The sequence below is a fragment of the Alkalibaculum sporogenes genome, from assembly GCF_009362815.1.
Taxonomy (GTDB): Bacteria; Bacillota; Clostridia; order Eubacteriales; family Alkalibacteraceae; genus Alkalibaculum_A; species Alkalibaculum_A sporogenes.
The window spans coordinates 188,342-204,331 of record NZ_WHNX01000003.1; the positions used below are offsets into that span (position 1 = coordinate 188,342).

The following is a 15,990-nucleotide window of genomic DNA, read 5'->3' on the forward strand; positions in this document are numbered from 1 at the left end:
ATGGGGGTAATAGTATGGGTAACTTTAAAGTTATGGGCATAACAGCAGGAAGAAAAGATGGGAACTCTGAGATATTATTAAAGGAAGCACTTAATGTATGTGAGGGACAAGGAGCAGAGGTAATTATGGTTAATCTTCATGATTATCATATATTGGACTGTGTTGGATGTGAAGCATGTACGCAAGGTATGGCAAGAGGAGTTCAAGTACCATGTATTCTAAAGGAAAAAGATGATAAGGATATACTTACTACAAAAATGTTAGATATGGATGCAGTTATATTTTCTATCCCTACATATGATTTGATGCCATGCTCTAAATATCTTACTTTTGCACATCGTAACTTGGCTTATGAAGCATCATTTTTACAAGAAATTGGTGCAATTCAAAAGAAAGATCGAGTTGCTGGAATCATATGTGTAGGAGGTTCAACCCGTTCATGGCAATCTATGGCACTAGAAGCCATGTCGGCAACCTTGTTTACCACATCTTTTCTTACAGTAGACCAAATGATGGCTATGCGTATTAGTCGTCCAGCCTATGCACTTATTCGTTCTGAATATATTGAAAGAGCACATGTTTTGGGTGAGAATATAATGAAAAGCCTTAAGACTCCAGCTACAAAGCGTGAATGGCTCGGGGATAAAGACTTTGGTTGGTGTCCAAACTGCCACTCAAATGCATTAGTGAAGGGCGAAGTTCAGTGGGATGGTATTTTCTGGCCAGTTGAATGTCAAGTATGTGGTGCTGGTGGAACATTAGAACAAGATGAAAAAGGAGATTATCAATTTGTCATTGCAGAAAATGGTCTAGTTAGAGATCGTACAACGGATGAAGGTCGTGCTCATCATCTTAGAGAAATTGGTACGGGAATGAAATTTTTCTATGAACCAGAAAATCAAGCTATTGTAAAACAAAATATAGGAAAATACAAGAATAAAAAGTTTCCAACTATAGAAAAGTAAAGTATTTGAATGCAATGTGATTAAAATAATAGACAATAAGTGGAGGATTGAAGATGAAAAAAATAGAGACAGATGTAATCGTAGTCGCAGCAGGATTATCAGGATTAGCAGCTAGTATCGCAGCCGCTGAAAGTGGTGCAGAAGTCGTCGCATTTGAAAAAGCAAACACAACAGGTGGAGCAGCGAATATGGCAATGGGTCCTTTAGGTATTGGATCTAGTATTCAAAAAAACCAAATGGTTCCACTTACTCCAGGCGAAGCGTTTAGAAAACATATGTTTTATACACATTATACTGTAGATGCACGTTTGGTTCGTGATTACTATTTTAAATCTGGAAGTACCATTGATTGGTTAATGGATATGGGTGTAGAGTTTTTTGGCGCTTCAAGAGCATTTGGTGCACCAGAAGCTACAAGAGCATATTCTGATGGTGAATTTACATGGCATATTGTTAAACCGGAAGGTGGTGGAGCACCAGGTCCTCGTGTTGCAGCAACAATGATAAAAAGAATGAGTGAAAAAGCTTCGGAATTAGACGTAGAAATTATGTTAGAAACACCTGTAAAAAGAATTATTATGGAAGATGGCAAAGCAGTAGGAGTTATTGCAAAAGATAAAAATGGCAATGAAATAGAAGCAAGAGCAAAAGCTGTAATTATAGCAACAGGTGGATTTGGTGATAATCCTGAAATGATTAAAGAAGAAACAGTATATGAATTCGGTAAGACGATTTTTAACTTTGCAATTCCTGGTATGAAAGGTGAAGGAATTAAAATGGCTTGGGAAGCTGGTGCAGGACGTACAGAAACGAAGATGGAATTAATGTATCAATTACCCGATAATATGAATCACTTTATACTTGACGGAGCTTTTCGTCAACCTTGTTTATGGGTAAATAAAAATGGTCATAGGTTTATGCCTGAAGACCAAATCGCAAATACAACTCATACTGGAAATGCAATTACTGCACAGCCAGGTATGGTTGCATATACAATCTTTGATAGTAAACTATTGAGAAAATATAAGAAGAAAGGCCCTGATATTATATCACATGTACATCCACATGACTTGTATGATCATTTTGATGCACAGTGGGAAAAGGACCTTGCTGATGGTTACGAACCAATAGCTCAAGCAGATACCATTGAAGAACTTGCTGAAAAAGCAGGTATCGATGTGGCAGGATTACTTGAACAAGTACAAGAATATAATGATATGTGTGCAGAAGGCTACGATGAAATATTTGAAAAAGAAAGACAATATATGCAACCTATAGAAAAAGGTCCATTCTATTGCTGTCGTCAAAATGTAGGAGCTTATGGCTCATATGGTGGGATTCTAATTAATCATAAGACGGAAGTAATGACTCAAGATTCAAAAGTAATACCAGGTTTATATGCTGTAGGAACAGATGCGTGTAATATTTATGGAGACAGTTATACATTTACATTATCAGGTAATACAATGGGATTTTGTTTAAACAGTGGACGTATTGCTGGAGAAAATGCAGCAGCTGCAGTACAAGGATTCTAATAGACATAGTAAAGTGTATTTAACCTTTAGGGCTAATTGCTACTATGCTTTATTATAACTCGAAAGATTATTGTAATAGAACACATTGGGGCTCGAAAAAATGAGTCCCTTTCTTATACTTTATATAGTTAGAATAGAATTTAATACATATAACAGTATTCTATATATTGGTTATTCAATATAATAAGGAGGAAAAATGAAGATAATTATCGATGGAAAAGAAATTGTAGCAGAAGTGGGAACGTCTGTTCTGCGTGCTGCCATTGATTCTGGAGTATTTATACCACATTTATGTGATCATCCAGATTTAGAGGCGGTTGGTGGATGTAGATTGTGTTCTGTAGAAGTGGAAGGAATTGAAGAAGTGGTGCCATCATGTAAAACAATTGTACAAGAAGGTATGGTAGTGAAAGTCAATTCACCAAAAGCAGATAAAATAAGAAAGATGGCAATGGAATTAATTTTGGCTTCACATCCTGCCGAGTGTACAGGGTGTCCTAAATATGGAAAATGTGAATTGCAGTCTATGTATCAATATATGGGTGTAGGACCAGAACGATGGAGAATGAAATCAAGAACTATAGCAAATGACGATAGCAATCCATTGATTCAACACTTGTTTACAAGATGTGTTCGTTGTGGACGTTGTATTAGAGCATGTAGAGATCTTAGAGGAGTAAAAGTGTTGGATTTTCAAAGAACAAAAGATGGTTTACGTGTAGGGACAGACAACGGTGTTTCACTAAAGGAAGCAGGATGTAAATTTTGTGGAGCTTGTATTGAAGTATGTCCAACAGGATCTATTATGGATGCTATAGGAATTATAAAGGAAGATGTATCCTATAGAGATTCTGTAGTGCCTTGTACAAGTGCATGTCCAGCAAGTATAGATATTCCTAGGTATATTCGTTATATCAAAGATGGTGATTTTGCAAAGGCAATAGCAGTAGTTCGTGAAAAAGTACCCTTCCCTAAAGTTTTAGGTAGCGTATGTAGCCATGTGTGTGAAGATGATTGTAAAAGAAATGAATTAGGTAATCCTATTTCTATATGTAAATTAAAAAGAGCTGCAGCAGTTCATGACCATGGAGCTTGGAAAAAAAATGTGAAGAGATCTAATCCAACTGGTAAGAAGGTAGCAGTTATTGGTGGTGGTCCAGCAGGTCTAACAGCAGCATATTATCTAGTGAAAAAAGGACATGTAGTTACTGTAATTGAAGAAAATGAAAAAGTAGGAGGGCAATGTCGTTATGGCATTCCAGCTTATCGATTGCCAGATGAACTATTAGATAATGAAATTGCAGATATTCTTGAAGAAGGAGTACAACTTATTACAGGAGCAAAGGCGGATACACCTAAAGCATTACTTGAAAAAGGTTATGATGCGGTTTTGGTTTCTTGTGGGACTCATCAGGGAACAATGTTGCCGCTCAAGGGCAACGATTTAGAAGGTGTGTATGTAAATACAGATTTTTTAAAAAATGCAAGGCTTAGTGCTCCATTAGCAATTGGAGAAAATGTAATGGTACTAGGGGGTGGTAATGTAGCTTATGATTGTGCAAGAACAGCCCTCCGGTTAGGTGCAAAAAAAGTATATATTGCATGTCTTGAAAATACTGATCAGATGACGGCGACTAAAGACGAGATTGAAGAAGGACAAGAAGAAGGTGTCATTTTACATTCAGCACATTCCTTTCTCAGAATTGTCGGTGACACAAAAGTTGAAGGTGTGGAATTACAAAAAGTAGATAAATTTTATTTTGATGAAAACCGTAGGCCAGTTATTGAGTTGTCAGAAGGGACAAAAGAGATTATTCTAGTGGACAATGTAATATTTGCAGTAGGTCAAAAGCCTGCTGGTACAGACACTATGGGATTAGAACTTATCAATAATGCCTATGTGAAGACTAATGACAATATGGAGACAAGCATGGAAGGTGTATTTGCAGCAGGAGATGTAGTAACGGGAACAAAATCTGTAATTATTGCCATAGAAGCTGGACGTAAAAGTGCAGAAGAAATAGATAAGTATTTAGGTGGTAATGGAGATATTAGTGAACAACTTGTATATAAAGAATCCCCAAATTCGTATATAGGTCCTTGTCCAGGATTTGGTGATTTAGAAAGAAGTAAACCGAAATTGCTAAATTCTAATATTAGAAAATCTAGTTTTGAAGTAGTTGAAAAAACATTTGAAGTAGATACAGCAAAATGTGAGGCTAGTCGTTGTCTACAATGTGATCTTAGATTAAATATAACAAAGCCAAAACTTTGGAATGAATATTAGGAAGGAGAGTTAAAATGGGTGAATATATGATTTGTAATACTATACCGATCTATCAAGAAGCGCCAGTTTCTTCTGAACTATTCAAGAGAGATATTTCAAAAATTTTAAAAGCAATATCAGAAATGCAAGTAGATAAAAAATATTTAGTTGTTAATGAATGGAATAAAGAATTAATGGAATTATTAGAAGAGCAGACAGACGCGTGTTCTAATCTTGAAATTATTACAGTTGAAGCTAAGGGTGGTTTTGTTTTTGGAAATGCTACTGCAGTTTCAAAGCTAATAGAAGGTGAAAAACCAATACCATCAGGTATGAATGAAAACATTCCAGTTTATTCAGTTGAAGAATTATTAGGAACCGACGAGAAGGTTGAATATATCGAAAATTGTTCAGGAAAGAAAGAGGTGCATACTTTTGAAAAAAAGATAAAGCCAAGAGATATCTTGGGTAAGTGTGATTTTCATAAAAAGTTTAAAGGGATGTATTTTGGATATCCTATGGGACTGCTACTCTCATCTGAACAATTAGATGAAGAAGTGGAATTGCTTACAGACTACGTCATTATTTTCAGTGAAGATGATTGTATTCTGGATAGCCTAGTGAATATAACAGAAAGATATAAAAATGAGTCCTGTGGACGGTGTGTGTTTGGCTACGAAGGAACGACGCAGTTTTATATGATTTTATCTGACATTGCACAAAAAAAAGGTAAGAATAGTGATGTTGAATTGTTACTGGGTTTGTGCAACGAGATGCAAAATCAATCTTTATGTGATATTGGAACTGTAGCAGCCAATACGGTTGTATCAGCTATACATAATTTTAGAGAAGAGATTGAAGATCATATTACAAAGAAAATTTGTAAGGCTTCTGTATGCAGTAAATTTACAACCTACCATATTATTGCAGATAAATGTACAGGTTGCAACGAATGTGAGGATACATGTGATGATGATGCGATCCTTGGTAAAAAGAAATTTATTCATGTAATTGATCAAGACGAATGTGTACAATGTGGTGCTTGTGTCAATGCATGTGATGAAGGAGCCATTGTAAAAGCTGGACCCATTAAGCCAAAAGGTCCGAAGAATCCAATTCCTTGTAAAAGAGAAGTAAAGTAGTTTGCTACTTTTATAAGCACGATAATAGCAATTCTACCTTTTCTAATACATCTATAAAGTATAGTAATGAAAACTTGTTTTCATTTGGCGACTGTCCGAGTTTCTTGTGTTTTATTTAATTTTAGAGTTTTATTAGATAATAACATTATAGTTACTACCTTTAGGTAGATTGATTCTTAAAATTAAGTGTAAACACCTCGTTGTAAATTATCTTTATAAAGGATAGAATAATAGTAGTATAATAATTAGAATTTAAAATACATTAAGTTAGTTTTTCTAATAATAATATTATTATAAGATGGGGTGATTTACTTTGGAATTAAGACAGCTACATTATTTTATAGCAGTTGCGGAAGAACTTAATTTTACAAATGCTGCTCTGAAACTTCATATAGCACAACAACCTGTGAGTGTACAAATAAAAAAACTTGAAGATGAAATAGGTGTAAAATTGTTTGAAAGGACTACAAGGCAAGTAATTTTAACTCCAGAAGGAAGTGCTTTTTTAACTGAAGTAAGACAAGTTTTTAATCATTTAGATAAAGCAGTTGAAGATGCACGTGCTATAAGCAAAGGGAAGGCATTTAAGATCAATATGGGTTATGAGAGCGCAACTACTTGTAGAATCCTTCCTATCTGCATTAAAAGAATACATAGTAAACTCCCAAAGATCAAAATAGAATTACACGAGTTAGAAGCGCATGAAATATACAATAAGATTAATAATAGAGATATAGATTTAGGTCTAATGTTTTTAGATAAGGAGTATTTAGAATTTGACGAATTTGAAGTAAAAAGACTTGGTTCAGATAGGTCGGTTGTAGCTTTTCCAAAAGGTCATTTTTTCTCTGACAAAGAGAACATCTCTTTATGCGATCTTTCGAAAGAACCCTTTGTAGTTATAAAAAGAAGTGTAAAGCCTAATTTTTATAACAAGTTTATGAGATTATGCAAGAACGCTGGATTTGAACCAAATATCGTTCAAGAAGTTACAAGCGAACAAGCACTTATGTCCCTTGTCGCAGAAGGGATTGGGGTTACTATCGTTTTTGATTGTCTTCGAGATACTTTTAATGAAGATGTGGATTTTGTACCACTTATTAATCCTGAAATATATATAGATTATGGATTTTTGTGGAAAAATGGTAATAAATCTTCACATATAAATTCTATTACTAATATCGATATGAAAATTTCTAAGAAGTAAGGATCTTGCTTTATCTATAGATAGAATATAGTTGCACTAGATTAACTTAATATCTAATAACTAAGAGACTGTAAATCATACAGCTCTTTTTTATTGAGTAAAAAAGTGAAATTACTTTTTAATGAAAAAATACTTGAATGTATATTTGATATGTATGAAAAAATTTAGAGTACTAATCTAGGTATCATACTAAGAGAAAGCTTTTGTTATTTTTGATTAATAAACATATTTGATTGTCTTTATAAATTCAATAATATGATATTTTCTTTAATTTTTAAAGTGGTATGTAGAGTAGGTCGATTCTGTTAATTACCAAAGTTAGTTAAAATGTTTTACATAGATGGACTCTCCAATTAAACCATTAATTTACACATATAACCTTTAAGTTATGGATTGCATCCTATTCAGATATTATACAAACAAGGTAGTTTATAATATAATTCACTCATGTAATGCATTACAAAGTAAATTAGAAGATGAAAAAAATTCCAATCCTATTACAGCGTGGTAATTGTCCCTATTTACTCCAGATAATTTATTAATCAACATATTGCTTTTAGAATGTTTCAATCATGACTAAACTAAGATTTTAAATGTTTACTATTACGTTAGTAATACACAAAAGGGAGGAGAAAATAATGACAAAAACTATAAAAATTCTAGGTTATTTGGGAAACTTTTTGAACATTATATCAATTGCTGCACTTATTTTTATGATGCTCATTGTTGTTGCAGATATAATTATGAGAACTGTATTCGCAAGTCCAATTGTTGGGGCAACTGAAATGGTACGTATGGCAATGGTGTGCATGGTGCCTACATTCGTAAGTGCATTATTAGATGGATGTCATGTAAGGGTAGGTATATTGGTAGATAATATCGGTCGAAAGGGTCAGCTTATATTTGATACATTTGGCTATATTACAACTGCAATTATATGTGCATTGATTTCCTATCAGTCATATGTCGAAATGAAGTTTGCAATTAATTATATGGAAGTTTATTCAATGTTGCGTATTCCAAAGTGGCCATTTCAGCTGATTTTTAGTATATCGTTTGCAATTATGGTTCCAGCTATTATAGCATTGCTTATTTTAAAGTTTATTGACAAAGATGCGTATAAAATTAATGAGACAGAAGAAGGAGTTGAGGCAGTTGAGTAATGAAATAATCGGATTAATTGGTATAGTTGTTCTATTGATATTAATATGTAGTCGTGTTTGGATTGGGGCAGCGTTAGCAATCGTTGGTTTTTTCGGACTCTTGATTATGAGTGGTAGTTCCCAAGCTTTTTCTACATTAGGAACAGCACCTTACATGAATATCGATAACTACACGATTACTGCTATACCAATGTTTACTCTTATGGGCATGGTAATTGCAGAGACAAGTATTGGTAAGGGTCTCTATGAAGCAGCTTATAGATTCTTAGGACGTAAAAATGGTGGGGTAGCATCCGCAACAGTTGTAGCAAGTGGTCTAATGGGTGCTATTACTGGTTCGGATAATGTCTCTTGTGTTATTATGTCAAAACTTGCTTTGCCAGAACTAAAACGTTTTAAATATAATGATGGTCTTGCAACAGCATCTGTTGCAGCTGGTGCTCCATTGGCGATTATTATACCACCAAGTATGGCATTTATTATGTACGGTATGTTAACAGAACAATCTGTAGGTAAGCTTTTTATGGCAGGATTAATTCCGGGTGCTATTCTGGTATCGGTTTTTGTACTGGCAATTTCTATTAGTTGTAATAGAAATAAAACTTTAGGACCAAAAGGTGATAAGTTTACTTTAAAAGAAAAAATGAATGCTTTAGTAGGTGTGCTTCCTACAATAATCTTATTTTTATTAGTTTTAGGTGGAATATATTTTGGAATATGTACAACTACAGAGGCAGGCGCTATTGGTGCTCTAGGTGCGATTATAATCGCAGGGGTAACAAAACAGTTGTCTGCAAAGAAAATGTATACAATACTTAGAGCAACAGTGGTAGCTGTCGGATTTGTTATCTTTATGATAGCAGGCACTTTCATTTTTATTAAATTTATTACTTTATCACATGTTCCATTGGCACTTACAGAGTTGATTATAGGTATGGAAGTTAATAGATTCATTGTACTGTTAGCTGTTGCAATAATGTATCTTGTATTAGGGATGATTATGCCACATATACCTATGATGATATTAACAGTCCCACTTTTATTTCCAGCGATGACGGCACTTGGTTTTGATCCTATTTGGTTTGGGTGTTTCGTAGTTATGATGATGGCACTTGGGGCAATATCACCACCAATCGGAATGGATGTATTCATTGTTGCTGGTATTTCAAAAGTACCGGTTTTAGAGATATACAAGGGTATGATACCATTTTTAATTGCTGACGTTGCAGTAATTATACTCATATGTGTATTTCCACAGATTGTAACTTTTTTACCATCTTTGATGTAATAGTAATGTATTTTCATAAATGATATCACAAAAATTAGAATATACTTTCTAATTTTGAAGAGAAGTCATTTAATTTGAAGATAAAAAAAAATAGGGGGATTAAGATGAGAATAAAAAAATTAACAAGTATCATAATGTTTTTTTGCCTAATGATAACATTATTAGCAGGATGTTCAGGAGGATCTGACAATGATTCAGTAGAAAGCAATACAGAAGTAGACAAGGATAAGGTACATGAATTTAATGTATCTTTTGCAGCACCAGAAGCTGCTACAGTTCCATTAACAGATGTATTTAGACGTATGGAACAAACAAGTGAAGGTCGTCTTAAGTTCAATATTTTCTATAGCTGGTCATTGTCAAGTGTAGACTCGGTTATTAAAGATCTTCAATCAGGTGTAACAGATATTGCAGTAGTACCACCTCATGAACACTTAAACCTATTTCCACGTACATCATTAATTACAGGTACTCCTTTTCTTGGTTTGCCGGGCATTCTTGAAGCAGGTGAGATTTATAATGAAATGCTAGAAGAATACCCTAGTCTTAAAGCTGAGTATGAAGACTTAGAACTAACATATTGGACTACTATCTTCATGCCGCAAAACAATCTTTTTCAAACAGGTTCTTATGGTGAATTAATTGTAAAACCAAGTGATTTAAGAGGACACAAAATTATTGGTAGCAATACTATGATGCAAAAGCTTATTGCAAGTAATAGTGGAGCACCTGTTACTGCTCACGTTACAGAGTATTATTCAAATCTTGAAAAAGGTGTAGCAGACTCAGTAGTACAACATCTAAGCGCTTTAAATGCATTTGGATGTGGCGAATTAATTAAAAAAGCTACTGTATTTGGAGATTCAGGTATGATGATAAATAGTATGGCTTTGATATTCTCAACTAATAAGTGGAACTCATTACCAGAAGATTTACAACAAATATTCACTAGTGAAGCAGAGAACCTTCGTATAGAAAATGCTAAAGTGGACGAATTCAAAATCAAGGCAGCTATGGATAAATTATCTGAAACTGCAGAAGTATATACTTTAACAGATGCTGAGTTAAAAGAATGGAAAGACGCATTTGAGCCGATTTTAAAAGAATATATTGATCAATTAGAGGCAGATGGTGCAGATGACGCTTGGGAACTTTATGAAGGTGTTATAGAAAAAGTAGCTAATTATTAATATAAGTATTGCTTTTAAATTAATTAATTAATCTATTAATTGGAACTGTTTTGAAATCAGATTATAAGCAACTTATGGTTTTGAACAGTTCCATTGATTTATTAAGAAAGTTTATTAGCTGGCTTTAGTGAGGTTATATTTGGATATTTTATGAACTGCTGTTTTCTAAAAATAACTTCATAGTAATTTATTTTTATTAATAATCAATGAAATTTCGTTAATAAATAAATTGATTGTAGGATTAGAATTCTCTTTTTTCCAAGCTGCGCTTACAGTATGGTGGCTTTCAGTATCAAGGAACCGAAGTTCGGGATTATATTTTACTCTGTGCCAATCATCGAAGATAGCCACTCCAAGACCACTTTCAACTTGTAGCATCATGGATTCGATATTTGGAACTGATACAACTTTAGGAACAAAGCCAAATGGTTCACACATTTCGATAACCATGTTATTAGTAAAATTACTTTTTCTATCCGATACCACATAAAATGTTTCTTCTCTAAAATCATTAATTTGTAGATTTGGTTTCAATGCTAAGACGTGGTGTGTAGAGTAGGTCAAGATTCTATTAATTTCTGCAATTTTAAATAATTTAGAACTTTTAAGCATAGATAGACTATCAGCTATACTGATAATAATATCAGAAGTCTCATCTTCTAGAGAGTCGACTAAACCTTTAAAGCCTCTACTAGAAATTTGTATCGATATACCTGGAAAGTGTTGATTAAATGTCTGGGTTACGTAAGAAAAGTATTTTGACATGTCCCAACCTTCAAGACAAGATATATTAATATTACCAGTTTTTCCTTCGTATATCTTTGTTGCCTCTTTTAAAGTGTTTTTTAAATCAACTCTAGCTCTTAAAAAACACTGATAAATCAATTCACCGGCAGGGGTTAGTTTTATCTGTTTGTTAGTTCTATCAAAGAGGCGAATGTTTAAGTCGTTCTCAAGAGCGGCAATTTGTTTGCTAATGGCAGGTTGAGAGACAAATAGTTTTTCTGCTGTGCGAGTAAAATTCATATTTTCAACTAGTGCAATAAAATAATCAATTTGTAAGCTATTCATGGCTCACCTCCAAAACAATATTTAAGATTATTATATCATTTTTGAAGTTATTTAAAGCATGAATGTAGCTATTAAATTAATTTTATCATCTATTACGATTGAGTAGTTGCAATTTTAGTTAGGACAATTAGATAAAGAAATAATTTAACATAACCTTTAGGTTATAACTTGTATTCTTTTAAGGTATTATACAAGTGGGAAAATTTATAATATCATAAGATTATCAAATGGATCTAAGACAATATAAAAATGAGGAGGATTAAATAATGAAAATTCTAGGTATTTCAAGTGGTACAAAAAATGGAAGCAACGATTCAATGTGTAAAGAAGCTCTAATGGCTGCAAAGAACATGGGTGCTGAAGTAGAGTTTATACGGTTACTAGACTTAGACATTAAATATTGTACAGGATGTATAAGTTGTGTAATGGCTCTTTTTTCTGGTAAAGGTAATCTATGTGTGTTAAAAGATGATTTTGATTGGTTGCTGGATAAGATGCTCGATGCTGACGGAATCATTGTTACAACACCGATTTTTGAAAAGGGCGCGCCTGGAATATTCCAAACTTTGACAGATAGATTTGGTCCAAGAATGGATAGAGGCAATAATGTTGTTGCAACAAAGATAGCGGAAAAGACTGGTGGAAAGCTACCTGATCCTAGAATTTTAAAGGATAAAGTGATTTCATACATAGGTATTGGTGGATCTGATTGGACTACTAGAATTGAGTGCGATCATGCTATGCACGCTTTAACTCCTGCTTGGACAATTATTGACAATCAAAAATTCTCGTGGTCAAAAACGATTATTCTTGATGATGAAAAAGTTGCCATAGTACATCAAATAGGAAAAAATCTGGTAGAAGCTGCCAAGGATATAGAGAATGCTCAGTACAAAGGCGAAGCAGGAGTATGTCCTCATTGCCATAGCAGAAATTTCTATCTAGATGAAACATCTACTCATGCAATCTGTTGTTTATGTGGTATTGAGGGAGACATGACAATTGATGAAGATAAAGTGGTATTTAAATTCCCTGAACAACAGTTGAAGCATGCTCATAATACATTATCGGGTAAATTTATGCATGTTGATGATATCAAAAGAAACGAAGAAAACAATATGACTTTAAAAAAGACTGATGAATATAAGGCTCGAGTTGAAAATTACAAGAACTTTATCAGTGCTAGTGTACCTAATAATAATTAAAAGAGTCGTTGTTCAGTGAAATAAATAGATTTTGTTGAGAATTAAAGTTGCATTTATAGACGTAGGCATGTTGATCGCCATATATAAATGAAAAAAAGTATTTGTCTAGGGGGAAGTAGAAATGAAAAGAAGTTATTTAACACTAAATATAATGGATGAAAACGATTTAATTTATATGAATCGTTGGTTATTTAAGGATCACGCACCTGATACAGTAAGTCAAAATGGGCCAATTCTCGAACGATATTGTACTTATCGTGCATTACCTTTTCCTCAGGGTGCAAAAGAATATGGTGCATACAACTGGCGTATGACAGAGCATTGGTGGAGAGAAGATCCTTGGGGTCATATTGATAGTTCCGAAAATCATGGGAGTGCAATATGTGAGATATGGCCAGAAAGATATAATGATATTATAGGTCAAGGTCATGCAAGTGGTGCAAGGACAGGTACGTGGAAAGGGGAACCAGAGGGAGATCATCCTCCAGTATTTACATTTGTTCCATATAGACCAAATAATTGTTTTAAAGGTGCGGGTATTACTTTAAAAGAGGGTCCTTTTTATCGTTTTGTAGTTCAATTCAAATATCCAGAGGGGGTTTCCTATGAGGAAGGGGAAGAATGGTTCTTGAATCATTTTGCTCCAGAAGTCAGCAAGCAACCTGAATTATTGCGTTTCTTTGCATTTAAGGTAATCGAGCCATTTGCAGGTCCATTTGTAAGAGTAATGGAACTTTGGTATAAGGATCCTAATTCATGGAAAAAAGCGTGGGTAGATAATATCCCACAAATATCAAAACCGTCTTGGGCGACCTATGATAAGGCACCATATCTTCAACCATATGTAGATTGGGTGAGTATATTCTTAGAAGAAAGAGCAGAATGTGATTTTTTGAATGATTATAATGGTTATTATACAACAGCATAATGAAAAGCAAGGGTATTATTAGACACAATTATATCAAAACGCAAAGGAGATTTAATATGAAAACAGATTTAATACAAGATCATATGGGAACACATATAAGTTGGGAGCATGATGGTGTTACACCGAAAATGATTGATTGGTTTTGGAGCAATATGGAGAAAGGATTTATATTATGGCACCCTGAACAACATGAACCTCTTGAATGGGCAGTAGCTCCAAAACATGGTAATCCAGTAGGATCTATACATATTGCTCCACAAACATGGAATGATGGTACAAGACAAAATCTCTATATTAGAATTGAAGAATTGAAAGACGTACCAGAAGCAGTCAAGGAATATATTGTATATGAGCATTGTGTAATCGTAGCTGGTCTTGGTCTTGGAGAAGAAAGTATGGTTAATCCAGATCCTATGGGTTATAGAATTCATCAATGGCAGAAAAGTGACATTGGTGTAATTGGCAAGTCATCTGCGATTGGAACGAGAAAAAAAGAGACAAAAGAGGAAGGTATCACTTGGTCAGCTCATTGCATTGAAGAAATAGGTAACTGGGGAGTATTTCTACCAACTCTATATGAATTGTATAAAGTTGTTACCAATACAAAGTATAATCTATATGCCAATCTATCCGTAGAGGGTAAAGGAAAAGATCTAAAGTACAAATATATTAAGTAGATTCTAAACTCAGCATAATCTTAATATGCTGAGTTTTTATTACCGCGAAGACAATGAGCCAAGCGGCTGCTTGCAGACATTTGGCGACTGTCCGCGGAACCACAGAGAAACTCGCGAAGCGTGTTTCTTGTGGTTTACTAAAAAGTAGGGATGAATAACATGAATGATGTAATTGGAATTATAGCATCAGGATTTGAAATCAAAAAAATGGTTGAAGAACTATTTGAAGTTGATGTAAAAAACCAAAAGATCATAATTGATATGTTAGATGAGAATAAGATAGAGCAACAAGGGAAAATCTTAGAAAAAAAAGGCGCGAAGGCTATTATTGCTAGGAGCGGGGGTTATATTCATACAATTGGTACTGTAGATGTTCCTACCATAAACCTAGAGATGACAACAATAGATATATTAAGGGCTATAAAAAAAGCAAAATCATATAACAAACATATTGTTTTGGTATTATCTGATGTAGATTATTTTGATTACGAAGAATGGAAAGATATAATAAGCCCTAGTATGACCTTAGAAAGGTTTAATCATAAAAAACAAATATGTGATAAAGTGAAAAAATATCTCCCTAAAAAAGATGAAGTTGTTATTGTTGGTGGGGGTATTCCCTGTAGATATGCAGAAAATTTTAACATTGATAGTGTATTTATAACGGCTTCTAAAGAATCTATAAGAGAAGGCGTAAAATATGCAAAACAGTTATTAGGCGATTTGCATACACAAAAATATAATCGGGAAATACTAAAGAACACTTTAGATGTAGTACACGATTCAATTATAGCTACAGACAATACTGGCAATATTATATTGTTTAATAAAAAAGCCCAAGAAATATTTCGCAAGGATGACACTGATATTCTGGGAAAAGATTTAAGTAAAGTTTTCCCAGAGTTGAATTTCATATTTCAGGTAAATACAAAAAATCCTAAAATCAAGAATAGAATCGTAAATATTATGGAACATACAATTACCGCTAATGTATCTATGATAAACGTTGAAAATATGAACGAAGGTTACTTATGCACATTTCAAGATATAACTAAGTTACAAGAATTAGAGAAGAAAATCAGGGTTAAATTGAATAAAAAAGGATTAGTGGCAAAATACAAGTTTGAAGATATCATAGCACAGTCACCAAAAATGATCTTAACAATAGAAAAAGCTAGAATGATTGCCATGTACGATAATACAACTATGATTTATGGAGAAAGTGGCACAGGTAAAGAAATGTTTGCACAAAGTATTCATAATATGAGTGAAAGAAAACATTTTCCATTTGTTGCAATTAACTGTGCTGCGTTAACAGAATCCCTTTTAGAAAGCGAACTCTTTGGCTATGAG

13 protein-coding genes are annotated in these 15,990 nt (G+C 33.7%); 12 read left to right on the forward strand and 1 reads right to left on the reverse strand.

From position 1 onward, the window contains the following. Positions 1-14 precede the first annotated feature (14 nt). The 8 genes from GC105_RS02860 (at position 15) to dctP (ending at position 10,756) form a co-directional block, all read left to right on the forward strand. Positions 15-965: a flavodoxin family protein gene (locus GC105_RS02860; RefSeq protein WP_152801483.1), complete on the forward strand. Its 951-nt coding sequence runs from the start codon at positions 15-17 to the stop codon at positions 963-965. A gap of 53 nt (positions 966-1,018) precedes the next feature. After that, positions 1,019-2,500 carry an FAD-dependent oxidoreductase gene (locus GC105_RS02865; protein WP_152801485.1) on the forward strand — a complete coding sequence of 494 codons (1,482 nt, stop codon included), beginning with the start codon at positions 1,019-1,021 and terminating at the stop codon, positions 2,498-2,500. 196 nt (positions 2,501-2,696) lie between these two features. Further along, positions 2,697-4,787 (forward strand): FAD-dependent oxidoreductase, encoded by a 2,091-nt coding sequence (locus GC105_RS02870; protein ID WP_152801487.1) that lies wholly within the window; start codon positions 2,697-2,699, stop codon positions 4,785-4,787. 14 nt (positions 4,788-4,801) lie between these two features. Continuing rightward, positions 4,802-5,908 carry an NADH-ubiquinone oxidoreductase-F iron-sulfur binding region domain-containing protein gene (locus tag GC105_RS02875; RefSeq protein WP_152801488.1) on the forward strand — a complete coding sequence of 369 codons (1,107 nt, stop codon included), beginning with the start codon at positions 4,802-4,804 and terminating at the stop codon, positions 5,906-5,908. A gap of 313 nt (positions 5,909-6,221) precedes the next feature. Next, positions 6,222-7,115 (forward strand): LysR family transcriptional regulator, encoded by an 894-nt coding sequence (locus tag GC105_RS02880; protein ID WP_152801490.1) that lies wholly within the window; start codon positions 6,222-6,224, stop codon positions 7,113-7,115. Between the two features lie 638 nt (positions 7,116-7,753). Further along, positions 7,754-8,278, forward strand: a complete 525-nt coding sequence (locus GC105_RS02885) for a TRAP transporter small permease (protein WP_193708259.1) — start codon at positions 7,754-7,756, stop codon at positions 8,276-8,278. Beyond that, a complete protein-coding gene (locus GC105_RS02890) occupies positions 8,271-9,566 on the forward strand; it encodes a TRAP transporter large permease (protein ID WP_193708260.1) in 1,296 nt (431 codons plus the stop codon). The genes GC105_RS02885 and GC105_RS02890 overlap by 8 nt, the downstream gene beginning before the upstream one ends. A gap of 104 nt (positions 9,567-9,670) precedes the next feature. After that, entirely contained in the window at positions 9,671-10,756 is a 1,086-nt protein-coding gene (gene dctP / locus GC105_RS02895; RefSeq protein WP_152801496.1) for a TRAP transporter substrate-binding protein DctP, read from the forward strand. A 177-nt stretch (positions 10,757-10,933) separates the two neighbouring features. Here dctP and GC105_RS02900 read toward each other — a convergent pair whose 3' ends face one another. Then, positions 10,934-11,827 carry a LysR family transcriptional regulator gene (locus GC105_RS02900; protein WP_152801498.1) on the reverse strand — a complete coding sequence of 298 codons (894 nt, stop codon included), beginning with the start codon at positions 11,825-11,827 and terminating at the stop codon, positions 10,934-10,936. A gap of 266 nt (positions 11,828-12,093) precedes the next feature. On the opposite strand from GC105_RS02900, the gene GC105_RS02905 reads away from it, so the two are divergent. The 4 genes from GC105_RS02905 to GC105_RS02920 all read left to right on the forward strand — a co-directional run. Then, positions 12,094-13,032: a flavodoxin family protein gene (locus GC105_RS02905; protein ID WP_152801500.1), complete on the forward strand. Its 939-nt coding sequence runs from the start codon at positions 12,094-12,096 to the stop codon at positions 13,030-13,032. A gap of 121 nt (positions 13,033-13,153) precedes the next feature. Continuing rightward, positions 13,154-13,960, forward strand: a complete 807-nt coding sequence (locus tag GC105_RS02910; RefSeq protein ID WP_152801502.1) for a hypothetical protein — start codon at positions 13,154-13,156, stop codon at positions 13,958-13,960. A 56-nt stretch (positions 13,961-14,016) separates the two neighbouring features. After that, a complete protein-coding gene (locus GC105_RS02915; RefSeq protein WP_152801503.1) occupies positions 14,017-14,637 on the forward strand; it encodes a hypothetical protein in 621 nt (206 codons plus the stop codon). 159 nt (positions 14,638-14,796) lie between these two features. Continuing rightward, positions 14,797-15,990, forward strand: a 1,194-nt coding sequence (locus tag GC105_RS02920) for a sigma 54-interacting transcriptional regulator (RefSeq protein ID WP_193708261.1), incomplete at its 3' end; no start/stop codon positions are given.

What these genes read in the sequence shown, in the direction of transcription:
- GC105_RS02875 (WP_152801488.1), top strand. Translation starts at nt 4,802, where the DNA reads ATGGGTGAATATATGATTTGTAATACTATACCGATCTATCAAGAAGCG.
- GC105_RS02885 (WP_193708259.1), top strand. Translation starts at nt 7,754, where the DNA reads ATGACAAAAACTATAAAAATTCTAGGTTATTTGGGAAACTTTTTGAAC.
- GC105_RS02905 (WP_152801500.1), top strand. Translation starts at nt 12,094, where the DNA reads ATGAAAATTCTAGGTATTTCAAGTGGTACAAAAAATGGAAGCAACGAT.
- GC105_RS02900 (WP_152801498.1), bottom strand. Translation starts at nt 11,827, where the DNA reads ATGAATAGCTTACAAATTGATTATTTTATTGCACTAGTTGAAAATATG.
- GC105_RS02910 (WP_152801502.1), top strand. Translation starts at nt 13,154, where the DNA reads ATGAAAAGAAGTTATTTAACACTAAATATAATGGATGAAAACGATTTA.
- dctP (WP_152801496.1), top strand. Translation starts at nt 9,671, where the DNA reads ATGAGAATAAAAAAATTAACAAGTATCATAATGTTTTTTTGCCTAATG.
- GC105_RS02865 (WP_152801485.1), top strand. Translation starts at nt 1,019, where the DNA reads ATGAAAAAAATAGAGACAGATGTAATCGTAGTCGCAGCAGGATTATCA.
- GC105_RS02870 (WP_152801487.1), top strand. Translation starts at nt 2,697, where the DNA reads ATGAAGATAATTATCGATGGAAAAGAAATTGTAGCAGAAGTGGGAACG.
- GC105_RS02860 (WP_152801483.1), top strand. Translation starts at nt 15, where the DNA reads ATGGGTAACTTTAAAGTTATGGGCATAACAGCAGGAAGAAAAGATGGG.
- GC105_RS02915 (WP_152801503.1), top strand. Translation starts at nt 14,017, where the DNA reads ATGAAAACAGATTTAATACAAGATCATATGGGAACACATATAAGTTGG.